The sequence below is a fragment of the Rhizobium sp. CB3090 genome (assembly GCF_029714285.1).
Lineage (GTDB): Bacteria > Pseudomonadota > Alphaproteobacteria > Rhizobiales > Rhizobiaceae > Rhizobium.
This window is the reverse complement of record NZ_CP121662.1, coordinates 2,200,726-2,214,145: the sequence shown is the minus strand read 5'-3', so window position 1 is coordinate 2,214,145 and position 13,420 is coordinate 2,200,726. Positions and strand designations below refer to the sequence as shown.

Genomic DNA, 13,420 nt, shown 5'->3' with positions numbered 1-13,420 from the left:
ACGTGCCTCTGCATGCATGAAAATCCGCAGCGATTTTCGGTTCATGTGGGAGGCGCAAGGGGTCCTGCGTTCATTGCCAGTCAGACGGACGCGCAGCCGCAGCAAAGGAGAGGTTCATGCTTGATTCGATCACTGCGTTCTTCAAGCGGATCGGCAGTGCCATTGCGCGCGGCCTGGGGCTTCTCGTCGTCTGGATCCTCTGGCCCTTCCTTGCCGCTCACGGCTGGTACCGGCAGCGCAATTGGATGATCAAGCTGCCGATTGCCGCTTTCGTGGCGCTGGTCGCGGTGCTTTACATCTATTTCATCTGGCAGACACAGGTCTGGAGCGGCTTCGATGCCAATTATCCAGACGTCTACAAGTTTTCAGACCGCAAGGTCGGGGCAGGGCAGGAGCTGCCGGCAGTGAATGGACAGCAGGCAGCCGCGAATGCGCCGAAGGCTTGCCAGACCTCCGCGATCGTCGACGTTACCGCCGACCTCACCGATTTCAACGTCAACCAGAATGCCTGGATCTCCTCGATGCTGCTTTTCAAGCTGGGGTTCTTCGGCGTGAGCTGGGACGACACGCCTTTCCTCGACAACAAGGCGGCTTTTCAGCGCGGCGTGAATCAGGCTGTGCGGCGCACGTCGGTAGAATTGGTTGATACGCTCGGCCGCGTACGCGGCACCTCCGGTATCAACGGCGACCTGCAGAGCGCCCGTGGCAATCTGCAATTCGATGAAACGAGCTGGTATTTCGGCCTGCGCCCCTTTGGCCCGAAGACGCCGACGCCGAGCTATTATCGCGCTGCAATCAACAGCCTGCGCAAGTTCAATACCGATCTCGGCGCCTGCAATGCCGTTTTCGACAGCCGCGCCGACAATCTCCTGCAATTCATCGATCGTGTTGCCAACGATCTCGGCAGCACGTCGGACATTCTGGCGGAGCGGTCGGAGAACCACAATTACGGCTGGTTCGACATGCGCGCCGACGACCGCTTCTGGTTCGCCTATGGTCAGCTCTACGGCTACTACGGTATCTTGAGCGCCGTTGGCGCCGATTTTCAGCAAGTCATCGCCGAGCGCAATCTCGGTACGCTCTGGACGGGCACCATGAAACAGTTACAGGCCGCCTTGCGTATCCAGCCCGCCATCATTTCCAACGGGCGGGAGGACGGCTGGATCATGCCGAGCCATCTCGCGACGATGGGATTCTACATCCTGCGTGTGCGCTCTAATCTGGTCGAAATGCGCACCGTTCTCGGCGGCCGTTAAAGAGCAAGGCAGTCGTCAGGGGAATTTGCTGAAACGATTGGAGCGGGAAAGCGCTTCACGGTATCGCTTTCCCGCTTTATCCCTTTGTTTCTGCGCATTCCGGACGGAAAACCGCACTTCGCACTTTTCCTGGAAGCGCTCTAGCTGATCAGTTTCAAACGGATGGCCTTGGCGACCAACTGGGTGCGATTGACGCAATCGAGTTTCCTGATCGCGTTGGTCATATAGGCGTTGACCGTGTGGTCGGAGAGGGAAAGAATCTGGCCGATTTCGACCGAAGTTTTTCCCTGCGCCGTCCAGCGAACCACTTCCAGCTCTCTGGTGGAGAGCATATGCGGCACGGAACTGTCACTGCGCTTGATGCAGTTGTAGGCGTCGAGCCCCTGCAGCATGATCATGGTGAGCTCGTTGAGCTCGCTTTGCCCAAGGCTGCTGCGACTGCCCATGAACCAGAAGACGAGACGTTGTCCGTCAGAGGAATTGATGGGAATGACGACGCCCATCGTGCAACTGTGGTTGGAGAAGAGCGAGCGCAGCTCGCGCGACATGTCGACGTCGGCGCCTTTTTCCAGCAGATGCCACGGAAGCGGCATGACCGAGTCCCGCACACGCATCAACATCGAGCATTGGCGGAGCAACTGATTGCGATCGAATTCACGCAGGAATTGCGGCGTCAGCGAGCCTTCGATGACCAGCGGCGTCAGCATGGAATCTTCGGAAACCGGAGCATTCATCAGCGCTACATGGCTGAAGCCGAAAGCGGAACTCGCACGCTCCAAAGCCTGCCCAAAAGCCGCCTGTGTGCGGGCTGCGGCCAGCTCGGCGGAAAGCAATAATTGTCTCTCGGCGGTGATGATATAGGACATTTGGATGTAAGCGCCCATAGCGTGTTATCGGTATCAAATACCGGATTTCCGGGCGAATGCTAGAGACAAATTTGCGACACCAATTAGAAATAATTCCATTTTCATATGTCTTAATATGGTAAAGTTCTGATTTGTAATACTTTTCCGAAAGGTGGCTTTTGCGGCAAAAATATTACTTCTTTGACTTCTCCATTGTGGGAGGTGCGTGGAGCCTGTGGACACCTAGCAATCGCCGGCGGAAATGCCAGCCTGATCGCCGTTGGTAACCGCTGACAGACGACTGTCGAGGCCTGCCTTGCGAAGGTCAAAAGCGATTGCTATCGGTCTTTCACGGCAATTGCTTCCAGGCTTCTATTACATGACCTTCCGTTTGTTCCCGCAGCGTCTCGCTCGGTGTTGCCAAAGGACCTTGTGGTTCCTGGCAACCGTTTTTCTTCTGTTGCTTTCCTTCAGCTCCGCTGAGGCGTCCGGCGCTGCCGCCGGTCAGTCCATGGATTTCATTGTGGTGCATGGTGACATGGCCTGGTGCCGCGCCGACAATAATTGCCCCGACTGGATCTCCGCCGAAGGGCAGATCATGGCGGATTCGCCGAAGAAGCTGCAAAGGTTGCTGAAACGTCTCGGCGGCAGGAAATTGCCGATCATCGTCAGCTCGCCAGGCGGCGATGTCCGGGCGGCCATGGAGATGGCCTATGCCATCCGCAAGCAGAAACTCGCGATCGCCGTCGGTAGGACGCGCTCGCGCGATTGCCCCTATGCCGAGCCGATCTGCTCGGCTGCCCGCGCAAAGGACGGCTCCATCAAGGGCGAGACGTTTTCTCTCGGTGCCATCTGCTTTTCCGCCTGCCCGCTATTTTTTGCCGGTGGCGTCGAGCGCGTCTCCAGCCCCTTCGCACTTCTTGGCGTACATCAGATCACCACGACCTACAGCGAGGTGCGCGTCCAATACCGCACCGAATACGAAATGGTGAACGGCAAGCGAAAGATCCTCTCCAAACGGGAGGTGGGGCGTAAATTCGTCGGTAAGCACGATACGACCAAGCTCGACAAGCGACAGACGGCGCGACTCGTCGATTTCCTCAAGGAGATGGGCATCGACAAATCGCTTGTCGGTCTGATGCTGGGCACTGCGCCAACATCGATCCATCTCATCGCGCAGATGGATGCGCTGAAGCTGCGGTTGACAACCGAGCTCGCCGCTGCCGATCAGCTTGTTGCCGCCAGGGATTGCAAGAGCAACCAATCGATTGCGAAGTGCGCCGCACCGACGCCTCCCTCGGCGGCGCCAGTGGCTGTCGGCGAATAACGACGCTTTCGGTTAGGCGTCCTTGGCTTTGGCCTTCGCCATGATCTTTTCCAGATAGCCGAGCAGAAGCGCCGAGACGACGAAGGCGAGATGCATGATGGTGAGCCACATCAGCTTGCCGTTCTCGTATTGGGTGGCGTTGAGAAAGATCTGCAGCAGGTGGATCGACGAAATGGCGACGATGGAAGAAGCAACCTTGATCTTGAGGCTGCCGGAATCGAGCTTGCCGAGGAAGGAGACTTCGTCGTCTGCCTCGTCGAAGCGGCTGACGAAATTTTCATAGCCGGAAATCATCACCATGACGATGAGGCTGGCCACCAGTGCGGCATCGATAAGGCCGAGAATGGCGAGGATCATGTCCGCCTCGTCATAATCAAAGACGCCGGCGGCGACCTTCAGGAACTTGTAGCCGAACGAGACGGCATAGATCGCAAGGGCGGCCGCAAGACCGAGATAGAAGACCACCAGAATCCAACGGCTGGAGAGGATGATGCGCTCGACCAGTAGTTCCAGGGACTTCATGCCTTATCCTTTTCCGTTCGTCCTGCAGTTCGCCCGGGAAAATAGGGTCGTCTGAGCTTTGCTGCAAGGCAGCATGGTTTCAGGAAGGACCGCAATCTGCAGCTATTCACAGCGGATATTTATTGGGCTATCCCGGCAGTGTGCATGCCTCCATGTTCAGGGCGGGAACAGGTTCGATGACAGCGGTAAAATCCGATATAGAAATCGCGCGTGCCGCGAAGAAATTGCCGATCGCGGAAATCGGCGCCAAGCTCGGCATTCCTGCTGAAGACCTTGCGCCTTACGGACATGACAAGGCGAAGATAGGGGCGAAGTTCATCGCTTCGAAAGCAGGCAATAAGGACGGCAAGCTGATCCTCGTCACCGCCATCAATCCGACGCCGGCCGGTGAGGGGAAGACGACGACGACCGTTGGCCTCGGTGACGGGCTGAACCGCATCGGCAAAAAGGCGATCGTCTGTGTGCGTGAGGCTTCGCTCGGACCTTGCTTCGGCGTGAAGGGCGGGGCGGCGGGCGGCGGTTATGCGCAGGTCATCCCCATGGAAGACATCAACCTGCATTTCACCGGCGATTTCCATGCCGTCACTGCGGCGCACAATCTTTTGGCGGCGCTGATCGACAATCATATCTATTGGGGCAACGAACAGAATATCGATGTTCGTCGTATCACCTGGCGCCGCGCCATGGACATGAACGACCGGGCATTGCGCGATATCGTCACCTCTCTCGGCGGCGTGGCCAACGGCTTTCCGCGCGAGGGCGGTTTCGACATCACCGTTGCCTCCGAGGTCATGGCCATCCTCTGCTTGGCTGCCGATCTCAAGGACCTGGAAAAGCGGCTCGGCAGCATCATCATCGGTTATCGCCGCGACCGCACGCCGGTCTATGCCCGCGATCTGAAGGCGGATGGGGCAATGGCGGTGCTGCTCAAGGACGCGATGCAGCCGAACCTGGTACAGACGCTGGAAAACAATCCGGCTCTGGTGCATGGCGGCCCCTTCGCCAACATCGCCCATGGCTGCAATTCGGTGATCGCCACGCGCACGGCGCTGAAACTTGGCGATTATGTCGTGACCGAAGCGGGCTTCGGCGCCGATCTTGGCGCGGAAAAATTCTTCGATATCAAGTGCCGCAAGGCGGGTCTTTCACCGGATGCTGCCGTTATCGTCGCGACGGTGCGGGCATTGAAGATGAATGGCGGCGCCAAGAGGGAAGATCTCGGCCAGGAGAACGTCGGAGCTCTGGTGAAGGGCTGTGCCAATCTTGGCCGGCACGTCGCCAATGTCCGGAAATTCGGCGTGCCGGTCGTCGTTGCCATCAATCACTTCATTTCGGATACGGATGCGGAAGTCGAGGCGCTGAAGAATTACGTGGCGCGGCTCGGCGCCGAGGCGATCCTTTGTCGTCATTGGGCCGAGGGATCGGCGGGGATCGAAGAGCTTGCCTACAAGGTGGTCGAGCTTGCCGAATCCGGCCAGGCGAGATTCCAGCCGCTTTATCCCGATAATCTCTCCCTGCTTGAAAAGATCGAGATCGTCGCTTCAAAGATCTACCATGCCGGCGAGGTGACCGCCGACAAGGCCGTGCGCGACCAGCTACGCTCCTGGGAGGATCAGGGTTACGGCCATTTGCCGGTCTGCATGGCGAAGACGCAATATTCCTTTTCGACCGACCCGAACGTCCGCGGCGCGCCGGAGGGTCATATCGTGCCTGTCCGCGAAGTGCGCCTCTCGGCCGGCGCCGGCTTCGTCGTCGTCATCACTGGCGAGATCATGACCATGCCAGGCCTGCCGAAATCCCCGGCGGCAGAACGGATTTTCCTCAATGAACAGGGATATATCGAGGGATTATTTTAAGTTCTGATTCCGGTGCAGGACCGGGAACCCGCATATTTGGACAATACGGCTGCAACTTCTTCCTCGCTTGCAAAATCTCCGCGATCAGCTTCGGCGATGGCGGCTTCGATTTCGGCGAGTTGCCACTCTTCGCGTTCCAAGAATTCTTCGATAGCCTGAGTTGCCATTTCTGCGGACGATAGTTGGCGTCGTTTGGCCAGCCGGTCCAAGCGCGATACCGTAGATTCTTGCATCTGAAAGCTAAATACCGTCATGAGAATCCTGATCCATCACTCACTGGCGAGTCTAGAGGTCTTGTGATCTGATTCAAGCAAGAATCATAATCCTTTGAAAGAGAGGGATTTTTTATCCTCGATAACCGATAAGCATTGAAGGTTCAGTGGCAATATCTGAACTCGCCGTTCCTCTTCACTACATCCAGATGGAAATGCGTCTCGTGTGCGGCGTCGCTGTTCGGGTCAAGGACGGTTGTGAAATAGAGGCAGGCGGAGGCGCTGGCGCTGCGCTGGAATGCGCCCGTTAGCGTCGGGTCTTCCTGCCGCGGTTCGATATCGACGGTCTTGCCATTTTCGAAGGTGAAGCTGGCGATGTCTATAGCGTTGCCGCGGGCATGTTCCGAGATCTTGCCCGCGGCGGCGTTGTTGCGTAGGCGGCAGATATAGGTCGAGGCCTGGTTGAGCGCGGTAATCCGGCCGTTTTCCTTCAGCGCGGTTGCTGCGGCGGGGATCACGCTCTCCTTCATCCAGTGGGCAAGCGCCAAGGCGGCCTCACAGCGCATCGTGCCTTCCGGTTTCAACTTGATGTCAGGCAGCGGTTCAGAGAGCGCAATCGGCTTGTCGATGCCGCAGCCGTTGCCGTCGTCGATGCGGGGAATGTCCTTGAATACCGCACCCATGGCGCTCAACTCTTTGAGACAGGCTTGATGCTCTTCGTCCGACTCTGCCGCGACTGTCGGCGGCGGTTTGGGCGGCCCCTGCATTTCCCCCTCAGTCGGTTCGGTCTCGGAAGTCTCGGGTTTTTGTGCGGGTATCGGCGCCCCACTGGGTTCTTCGGCTTGTCCGCTATTCGGCTTGGTTTGTGGCAGCGGACCGGTCTCGGATTTCTCTGGTTTTTGTGGCGGTATCGGCGGCTCAGTAGGCGATTGGGTTTGTTCGCTATCCGGCTTGGGCTGTGGAGTCGGGCCGGTTTCGGGGAGGGAGGCTGCCGTCAGCATGGCGACGGCGGTCGTGACGGAGATGATCCGGAGCAGCATCAAGTATTTCACCCATTTCTAATGGCAACGCCGGGAGAACGCTCGATGCAGCGATTTCGTTGCAATTCAGCAACTTTATCGGTCTGCTTTTAAACATGATAATTTTATTCATGATTATATCAGGTGGATATATTGACAATAATAGTCATGTTTTTTATGCGGCAGAAAGAAGGCGGAAATTGCTCCGCTTCGTTCAACGAAAAGAACCCAGCCAGCCCCTTGCGTGCATCAGAAGGCACCAACCAGCCAGCCCGGTGAAGCAATTCGAAAGGAATGGTTATGGTTGTCCGGCGATCCCGCTCGGTTCCCTTGGCGTGCACGGCGTTTCTGGCCCTCGGGCTCGGCACTGCCTCTTATGCGCAGACGGCAAATCAAAGTGATGCGGCTGCAGATGGAGCGGCGGCGAAGAGCGACCGCGCAACGGATCTGAAGCCGATCGTGGTCAAGGGCAAAGCATCGAAAGATGTGCTTGCTGACTCGCCGACGACCAGCGAGACGACGGCCAAGGAGATCGATGACAATCAGATCAGCCGTATCGAGGACCTTGGTCGCAGCACGGAAGTCGGCGTTGGCTTCGACCGCACCAGCGGCAGCATCAATATTCGCGGCCTCGAAGACGACCGCGTGCTGACGACGATCGACGGCATCGAGGTCCCGTTTCTGCTGGACGGCGCTCGCGCTGCGGACGGCGGCGTTAATAGCTTCGACTTCAACACACTTTCGACGGTCGACGTCGTGCGCGGCTCCGATTCCAGCCGCGCTGGTTCCGGCGCTCTTGGCGGCGCTTTTGTGCTGCGCACGCTGGAGCCGGAAGATCTGATCGCGCCTGGTTCGACCTGGGGCGGCGTCTTCAAACTTGGCTATAATGGCGATGATCGCAGCGTCGGCGGCTCGGCCGGGGTTGCCAAGCGCATCGACAATACCGCTATTCTTTTCGAGGGCGGATACACGCATGGTCATGAGTTGGAAAATAACGGCGATGTCGGCGGCTACTCCACCAAGCGCACCGAGGCCGATCCGGCCGACTACAACCAGCGCAATGGCCTCTTCAAGATCCGCCAATATACCGATGTCGGAACTTTTGGCATTACGGCCGAACACTACAATAAAGATACAGATATCGATGCCATGCATCTGCAGAGCCCGACAGGAAACTTCCGGCCCGGCAACTACGATACGACCGACAATATCGAGCGCAACCGCGTTTCGCTCGACTATAAATACGAGGCTGACAGCGCCGACTCGTTGGTCGACACCGCCAATGCCGTCTTTTACTGGCAGAACCTGATGCGCGAGAACGGCGCCGAGGGTTATCGTTATACCTCCGTCATCGGCGATTATTGGCGCCGCAACGAGGTCGAGGATCGCAGCATCGGCTTCAACGGCAATGCCTCGAAGTCCTTCGATACCGGCAGCCTGCATCACAACGTCACCTTCGGCCTCGACGTCGCCTTCACCAAGACGCATCAATATTCGGCCGGCGGCGACAGTTGCAACCTTCCCCGCTGGGCCGCTTCCTGCGCATTCCTGCATACCAACCAGTCTGACATGCCCGATGTCGACGGCAAACGCGTCGGCGCCTTCATCGACGACAAGATCGAAATCGGCTCCAGCGGCTTCTCGCTGACGCCAGGCCTGCGCTTCGACTGGTACGATTATTCGCCAAAGAATACCGACGCCTATCGCGACAGCGCCAACTATGCCGGCCTGCCGCCCGGACAGTCCGATACCCGTTTCTCGCCGAAGCTGCGTGCGGCGTTCCAGCCGCAGGATAATGTCGAGTTTTATGCGCAGTGGGCAATGGGCTTCCGCGCACCGAATGTCAGCGAACTCTACCTGAACTACGGCGTGCCCGGCGGCTATGTCAGCTACGGCAATCCCGATCTGAAGCCGGAGACCAGCAATGGCGTCGAAATCGGCGCGAACCTCGGCGATGATGATTTCGGCGGCCATATCGGCGGCTTCTACAACAAGTATAAGAACTTCATCGATAGCGAGACTTCCGTCGATCCGACGCGCACTTACCCGTTGGGGATCACAAAATACTTCAATCGCGACAACGTCCGCATCTTCGGCGTCGAGGTCAATGCGCACAAGAAGTTCGACAACGGCATTCACATCAAGGGCGCGCTTGCTTATGCCAATGGCAAGGACTCCGATACCGGCGAATGGCTCGACTCCGTCGCTCCGGCCAAGGCGGCCTTCACTGTCGGCTATGCCACCGAGATATGGGGAACCGACCTGACCTTCATCACGACGACAAGCGAGCCGAAGAAGGATGGCGACAGCTTCCGCACGCCAGGTTACGGCATCTTCGACCTGACGGGATGGTGGGAGCCGGAGCAGGTGAAAGGCCTGACGCTGCGGGCAGGGGTCTACAACATCTTCAACAAGACCTATTACGACGCACTCAACGTCGCCTCGACCAGCCTGACGCAACCGCACGAATTCTATTCGGAGCCAGGCCGGACCTTCAAGCTGACGCTGACGCAGAAGTTCTGAGCGATTTCGTCGTAATGGCGGGTGGGCGGTGCTTCGGCATCGCCCTTTTTGTGTTCACTGGCCTGTCACCCCGTCCGCATTATGCATCGCTTGGTCAGGCCCGCTCTGTGAGCAGCGATCTTACCTTATCGATGTCAGCCGATGTCGCAGGATTGTAGACCACCATGCCGAGATCGGGCCTGCCGTCGACGGCAAAGCTCGAATATTCGAGGGCGATCAGGCCGACGGTTGGATGCTGCAGATGCTTGGTGCCTTCGCCATAGCTGCGCACGTCGTTGTTGCGCCACATCGCTTCGAATTCAGGGCTTCGGCGGCTGAGGTCTTCGACCAGGTCTTTGACGTTTTCGGCGGCTCCGGCCCGGGCCACCTCTGCACGGAACGCCCCCACCACGAAGCGGGCATCGGCCTCCCATTCCGGCATGGCGTTGCGCACGCGGGAACTGGAGAAGACGAGACGCAGGATGTTGCGTTCCTCCGGCGGGATATCGTCGTAGTTGGCGAGCACGACCGAAGCGGCGCGGTTCCAGGCGATGATGTCCCATGTGGAGTTTTTCACGAGCGCCGGGCTGAGCTCCAGCGAGTCGAGCACGCGCTGAAGCCGCGGTGTTACACCCTCGACCCGCTGGTAACGGACTTCGGGCGGCCGACCGAGGGCGAGCAGGAACAGGTGCTCGCGTTCGACATCGGTCAGCATAAGGGCGCGGGTGATCCGATCGAGCACATCGGCCGAGGGCGCTCCGCCGCGTCCCTGCTCGAGCCATGTATACCAAGTCGCGCTGATATTGGCGCGCTGTGCCACTTCCTCGCGTCGCAGGCCGGCCGTTCGCCTGCGTCCCGACGGAAGGCCGAATGCCGTCGGATCGAGTTTGGTGCGGCGATCCCTAAGGTAGGTTCCAAGCGGGTTGTCGTTGATGGCGGGCATGGTCGTCCTGTTAGTCATTATACCCGTATAAGATCACTACTTTACCCTGATAATGCGCCCGCCGATAGTGATCCCGGTTTGAACCTGGAGAATTTCTTATGCGTGTTTTTGTTACCGGTGCGACCGGTTTCGTAGGGTCCGCTGTCGTTGCTGAGTTGATCGCCGCCGGCCATCGGGTGCTCGGTCTCGCTCGCTCGGAGGCGGGCGCCAGATCTCTAGCCGCCGCAGGTGCCGAAGTGCATCGTGGCGGTCTTGAGGATCTGGAAAGCCTGCGCAAGGGCGCGGCGGCGTCGGATGGTGTGATCCATACTGCGTTCAATCACGACTTCTCAAAATTTGCGGAAAATTGCGAGACGGACGGGCGAGTTATCGAGGCGCTAGGTTCGGCGCTGGCCGGCTCCGATCGTCCACTGATCGTCACCTCCGGGACCGGGCTTCTTTCGCCGGGTCGTTTCGCGACCGAAGACATGCTTCCGGATTTCGGCCCCGCTTCGTTTCCCCGCGTCGCTTCCGAACAGGCGGCGTTGTCGGTTGCCGCGAAAGGCGTGCGCGCATCCGTGATGCGGCTTCCTCCTTCGGTTCATGGCGCCGGCGATCATGGTTTTGTGCCGATCCTCATCCGTATCGCCCGGGAGAAGGGCGTTTCCGCTTATATCGGCGATGGGCGCAATCTCTGGCCGGCTGTGCATCGGCTCGACGCCGCGCGTCTCTACCGGCTCGCGATCGAGACGGATTCGAGGGTGGCTCGATATCACGGCGTCGCTGAAGAGGGCGTGCCGTTCCGGGATATCGCCGGCGTGATCGGTCGTCGTCTGAACCTGCCGGTCGTCAGCAAGACGTCAGAGGAGGCGGTCGAGCATTTCGGTTGGTTCGTCCATTTTGCCGAACTCGATTGCCCGGCCTCCAGCCAGCAGACACGGGAACTGTTGGGATGGGAGCCAGAGCAGCCCGGGCTCATTGAGGACATCGATCGTGACGAATATTTCACGGCCTGAGCATTTTTGGCGAAGCCGGGCGCATGGACGCGCTGGGTCTCGCTTATCTACTTGCCTGGGAATGCCGCGCGATTGTCTATCGAAGCGTTCAATGTTATCAAAGCTGTGCAACCTATTGAGAAAGGAGGGCCGGAGATGATCACGTTTGTCTGGCGCAATCGCCAGTTCGGCCCGAACCAAGCCCTGCAAATGCGTTTGCAGGGCTGATCAGAGACCGCTTCTCGATCACCGTCTTTCTGGTCTGCCCCTGTGGGTAATGCAGCGCGCATGTTTGCGCGGCTGCATGGATGACACTCAACCGAGTTCCCGCCGATAACCACGCCGATGGGGCGTCGCGGCGTGCTTGGGTCAGACCGGAAGAAGACCATGACTCTGATCAATCTCCGCAATTTTGGCATCACCCTGGGGATGCCGCTTATCTCCAATCTCAATTTCACCGTGGGCGCGGGCGATCGCATCGGCATCGTTGCCGCAAATGGCCGAGGGAAATCCACCCTGCTGAATTGCATCGCTGGCGGGCTGGAGCCGACGGCGGGCGACATCACCCGTTCGCGTGGCATACGGGTCGGCTATGTCGAACAGAATGTGCCTGCCGGTCTGGCTGCTATCCCTTTCTACGATGCGGTTCTTCGCGCTCTACCGACCGAACAAGCCGAGAGCGAGGGCTGGCGCGTCGACGTGACGCTTGATTCGCTCGACGTGCCTCAGGCGCTGCGGGAGAGAGCGCTTGCTGATCTCAGTGGCGGCTGGCAGCGGCTGGCCATGCTCGCGCGCGTTTGGGTGACCGAGCCGGACGTCCTGCTGCTGGACGAGCCGACCAACCATCTCGATCTCGCCAAGATCGCGCTGCTGGAAGATTGGTTGAACGCTCTGCCGCGCGATATACCGGTTCTGATCGCTAGCCATGACCGCGCCTTTCTCGATGCCGTGACCAACCGCACTCTGTTTCTGCGTCAGGAGCAATCGACGGCCTACTCCTTGCCCTATGGCCGCGCGCGAGCGGCACTGGACGAGGCTGACGCTTCGGACGAGCGGCGTTATCAGAAGGATATGAAGACGGCGCAGCAACTGCGCAAGCAAGCGGCCAAGCTCAATAATCTCGGTATCAATTCCGGTAGCGATCTGCTGACGGTGAAGACGAAGCAGCTCAAGGCGCGCGCCGAGCGCCTCGAAGATGAGGCGCGGCCAGGCCATCAGGAGCGTTCGTCCGGTGCGATCAAGCTCGCCAATTGCGGCATTCAGGCGAAAATATTGGTGACGCTCGATGATGCCTGCGTCGGGACGCCGGATGGCACATTGCTGTTCAAGACCGGCAAACGCTGGATCTGCCAGGGCGATCGCATCGTCTTGCTCGGTCATAATGGAGCGGGCAAGACCCGCCTTGTCGAGATGATACGTCGGGCCATTGCCGATCAAAGCGCATCGGGAGCGATCCGGGCAACGCCATCGCTGGCGCTGGGCTATAGCGATCAGGTGCTCTCGCATCTCGGTCATGACGATACGCCGCTCGGCGTGATCACGCGGCTGTTCGAACTCGGCGAACAGCGGGCGCGCACGCTGCTTGCTGGTGCCGGCATGGGCGTCGACATGCAGGGCCGTGCCATTGGCAGGCTTTCGGGCGGTCAGAAGGCGCGGTTGTCCATGCTGGTACTCAGGCTCACCAATCCGAACTTTTACCTGCTCGACGAACCGACCAACCATCTCGATATCGATGGACAGGAGGCGCTGGAGGGTGAGTTGATGGCGCAGGAAGCAAGTTGTCTGCTTGTATCTCACGACCGCAGCTTCGTCCGCGCGATCGGCAATCGCTTTTGGCTGATCGAGAAGAAGCGACTGGTCGAAGTGGATGGGCCGGAGGCGTTTTTCGCGGAGGTGGGCAAGCGGTGAAGGACGGTCGGCCCCGCTGACCTGGCGATGCAGCGGATGCAGACTTATCTTGCCCA

Annotated in this window: 12 protein-coding genes; 7 read left to right on the top strand and 5 right to left on the bottom strand. The window is 59.0% G+C overall.

Annotated features, from left to right (window positions below; genetic code table 11):
- Positions 1 to 116: 116 nt before the first annotated feature.
- Complete coding sequence (locus tag QA646_RS10750; RefSeq protein WP_283055449.1) at positions 117 to 1,256, top strand: DUF2333 family protein; 1,140 nt, start codon at positions 117 to 119, stop codon at positions 1,254 to 1,256.
- Between the two features lie 140 nt (positions 1,257 to 1,396).
- Here QA646_RS10750 and QA646_RS10745 read toward each other — a convergent pair whose 3' ends face one another.
- On the bottom strand, positions 1,397 to 2,122 hold the full coding sequence (locus QA646_RS10745) for a LuxR family transcriptional regulator (RefSeq protein ID WP_283058840.1): 726 nt from the start codon (positions 2,120 to 2,122) through the stop codon (positions 1,397 to 1,399).
- Positions 2,123 to 2,480: 358 nt separating this feature from the next.
- Here QA646_RS10745 and QA646_RS10740 point away from each other — a divergent pair, with 358 nt between their 5' ends.
- Positions 2,481 to 3,428 (top strand): hypothetical protein, encoded by a 948-nt coding sequence (locus QA646_RS10740; protein WP_283055448.1) that lies wholly within the window; start codon positions 2,481 to 2,483, stop codon positions 3,426 to 3,428.
- A gap of 12 nt (positions 3,429 to 3,440) precedes the next feature.
- Here QA646_RS10740 and QA646_RS10735 read toward each other — a convergent pair whose 3' ends face one another.
- Positions 3,441 to 3,950, bottom strand: a complete 510-nt coding sequence (locus QA646_RS10735; RefSeq protein ID WP_283055447.1) for a TIGR00645 family protein — start codon at positions 3,948 to 3,950, stop codon at positions 3,441 to 3,443.
- A 176-nt stretch (positions 3,951 to 4,126) separates the two neighbouring features.
- On the opposite strand from QA646_RS10735, the gene QA646_RS10730 reads away from it, so the two are divergent.
- Positions 4,127 to 5,806 carry a formate--tetrahydrofolate ligase gene (locus QA646_RS10730; RefSeq protein ID WP_283055446.1) on the top strand — a complete coding sequence of 560 codons (1,680 nt, stop codon included), beginning with the start codon at positions 4,127 to 4,129 and terminating at the stop codon, positions 5,804 to 5,806.
- On the opposite strand, the gene QA646_RS10725 is transcribed toward QA646_RS10730, so the two are convergent.
- Both QA646_RS10725 and QA646_RS10720 read right to left on the bottom strand, forming a co-directional pair.
- Positions 5,803 to 6,060 carry a ribbon-helix-helix protein, CopG family gene (locus QA646_RS10725; protein ID WP_283055445.1) on the bottom strand — a complete coding sequence of 86 codons (258 nt, stop codon included), beginning with the start codon at positions 6,058 to 6,060 and terminating at the stop codon, positions 5,803 to 5,805. The genes QA646_RS10730 and QA646_RS10725 overlap by 4 nt on opposite strands.
- Before the next feature lie 122 nt (positions 6,061 to 6,182).
- Positions 6,183 to 7,019: an extensin family protein gene (locus tag QA646_RS10720; protein WP_283055444.1), complete on the bottom strand. Its 837-nt coding sequence runs from the start codon at positions 7,017 to 7,019 to the stop codon at positions 6,183 to 6,185.
- A 318-nt stretch (positions 7,020 to 7,337) separates the two neighbouring features.
- Between QA646_RS10720 and QA646_RS10715 the strand changes: the two genes are divergently transcribed.
- Entirely contained in the window at positions 7,338 to 9,560 is a 2,223-nt protein-coding gene (locus QA646_RS10715) for a TonB-dependent hemoglobin/transferrin/lactoferrin family receptor (protein ID WP_283055443.1), read from the top strand.
- 94 nt (positions 9,561 to 9,654) lie between these two features.
- Here the strand turns inward: QA646_RS10715 and QA646_RS10710 are convergent, their stop codons facing one another.
- Positions 9,655 to 10,482, bottom strand: coding sequence for a helix-turn-helix transcriptional regulator (locus tag QA646_RS10710; RefSeq protein ID WP_283055442.1), 828 nt, complete (start codon positions 10,480 to 10,482; stop codon positions 9,655 to 9,657).
- Positions 10,483 to 10,580: 98 nt separating this feature from the next.
- Between QA646_RS10710 and QA646_RS10705 the strand changes: the two genes are divergently transcribed.
- From QA646_RS10705 to QA646_RS10695, 3 genes are all read left to right on the top strand, one after another.
- Positions 10,581 to 11,477, top strand: coding sequence for an SDR family oxidoreductase (locus QA646_RS10705; protein ID WP_283055440.1), 897 nt, complete (start codon positions 10,581 to 10,583; stop codon positions 11,475 to 11,477).
- A 72-nt stretch (positions 11,478 to 11,549) separates the two neighbouring features.
- The gene (locus QA646_RS10700; RefSeq protein ID WP_283055439.1) at positions 11,550 to 11,684 is read left to right on the top strand and encodes a hypothetical protein; all 135 of its coding nucleotides are present in this window, start codon (positions 11,550 to 11,552) and stop codon (positions 11,682 to 11,684) included.
- Positions 11,685 to 11,843: 159 nt separating this feature from the next.
- Positions 11,844 to 13,364 (top strand): ABC-F family ATP-binding cassette domain-containing protein, encoded by a 1,521-nt coding sequence (locus QA646_RS10695; protein WP_283055438.1) that lies wholly within the window; start codon positions 11,844 to 11,846, stop codon positions 13,362 to 13,364.
- Positions 13,365 to 13,420: the final 56 nt, after the last annotated feature.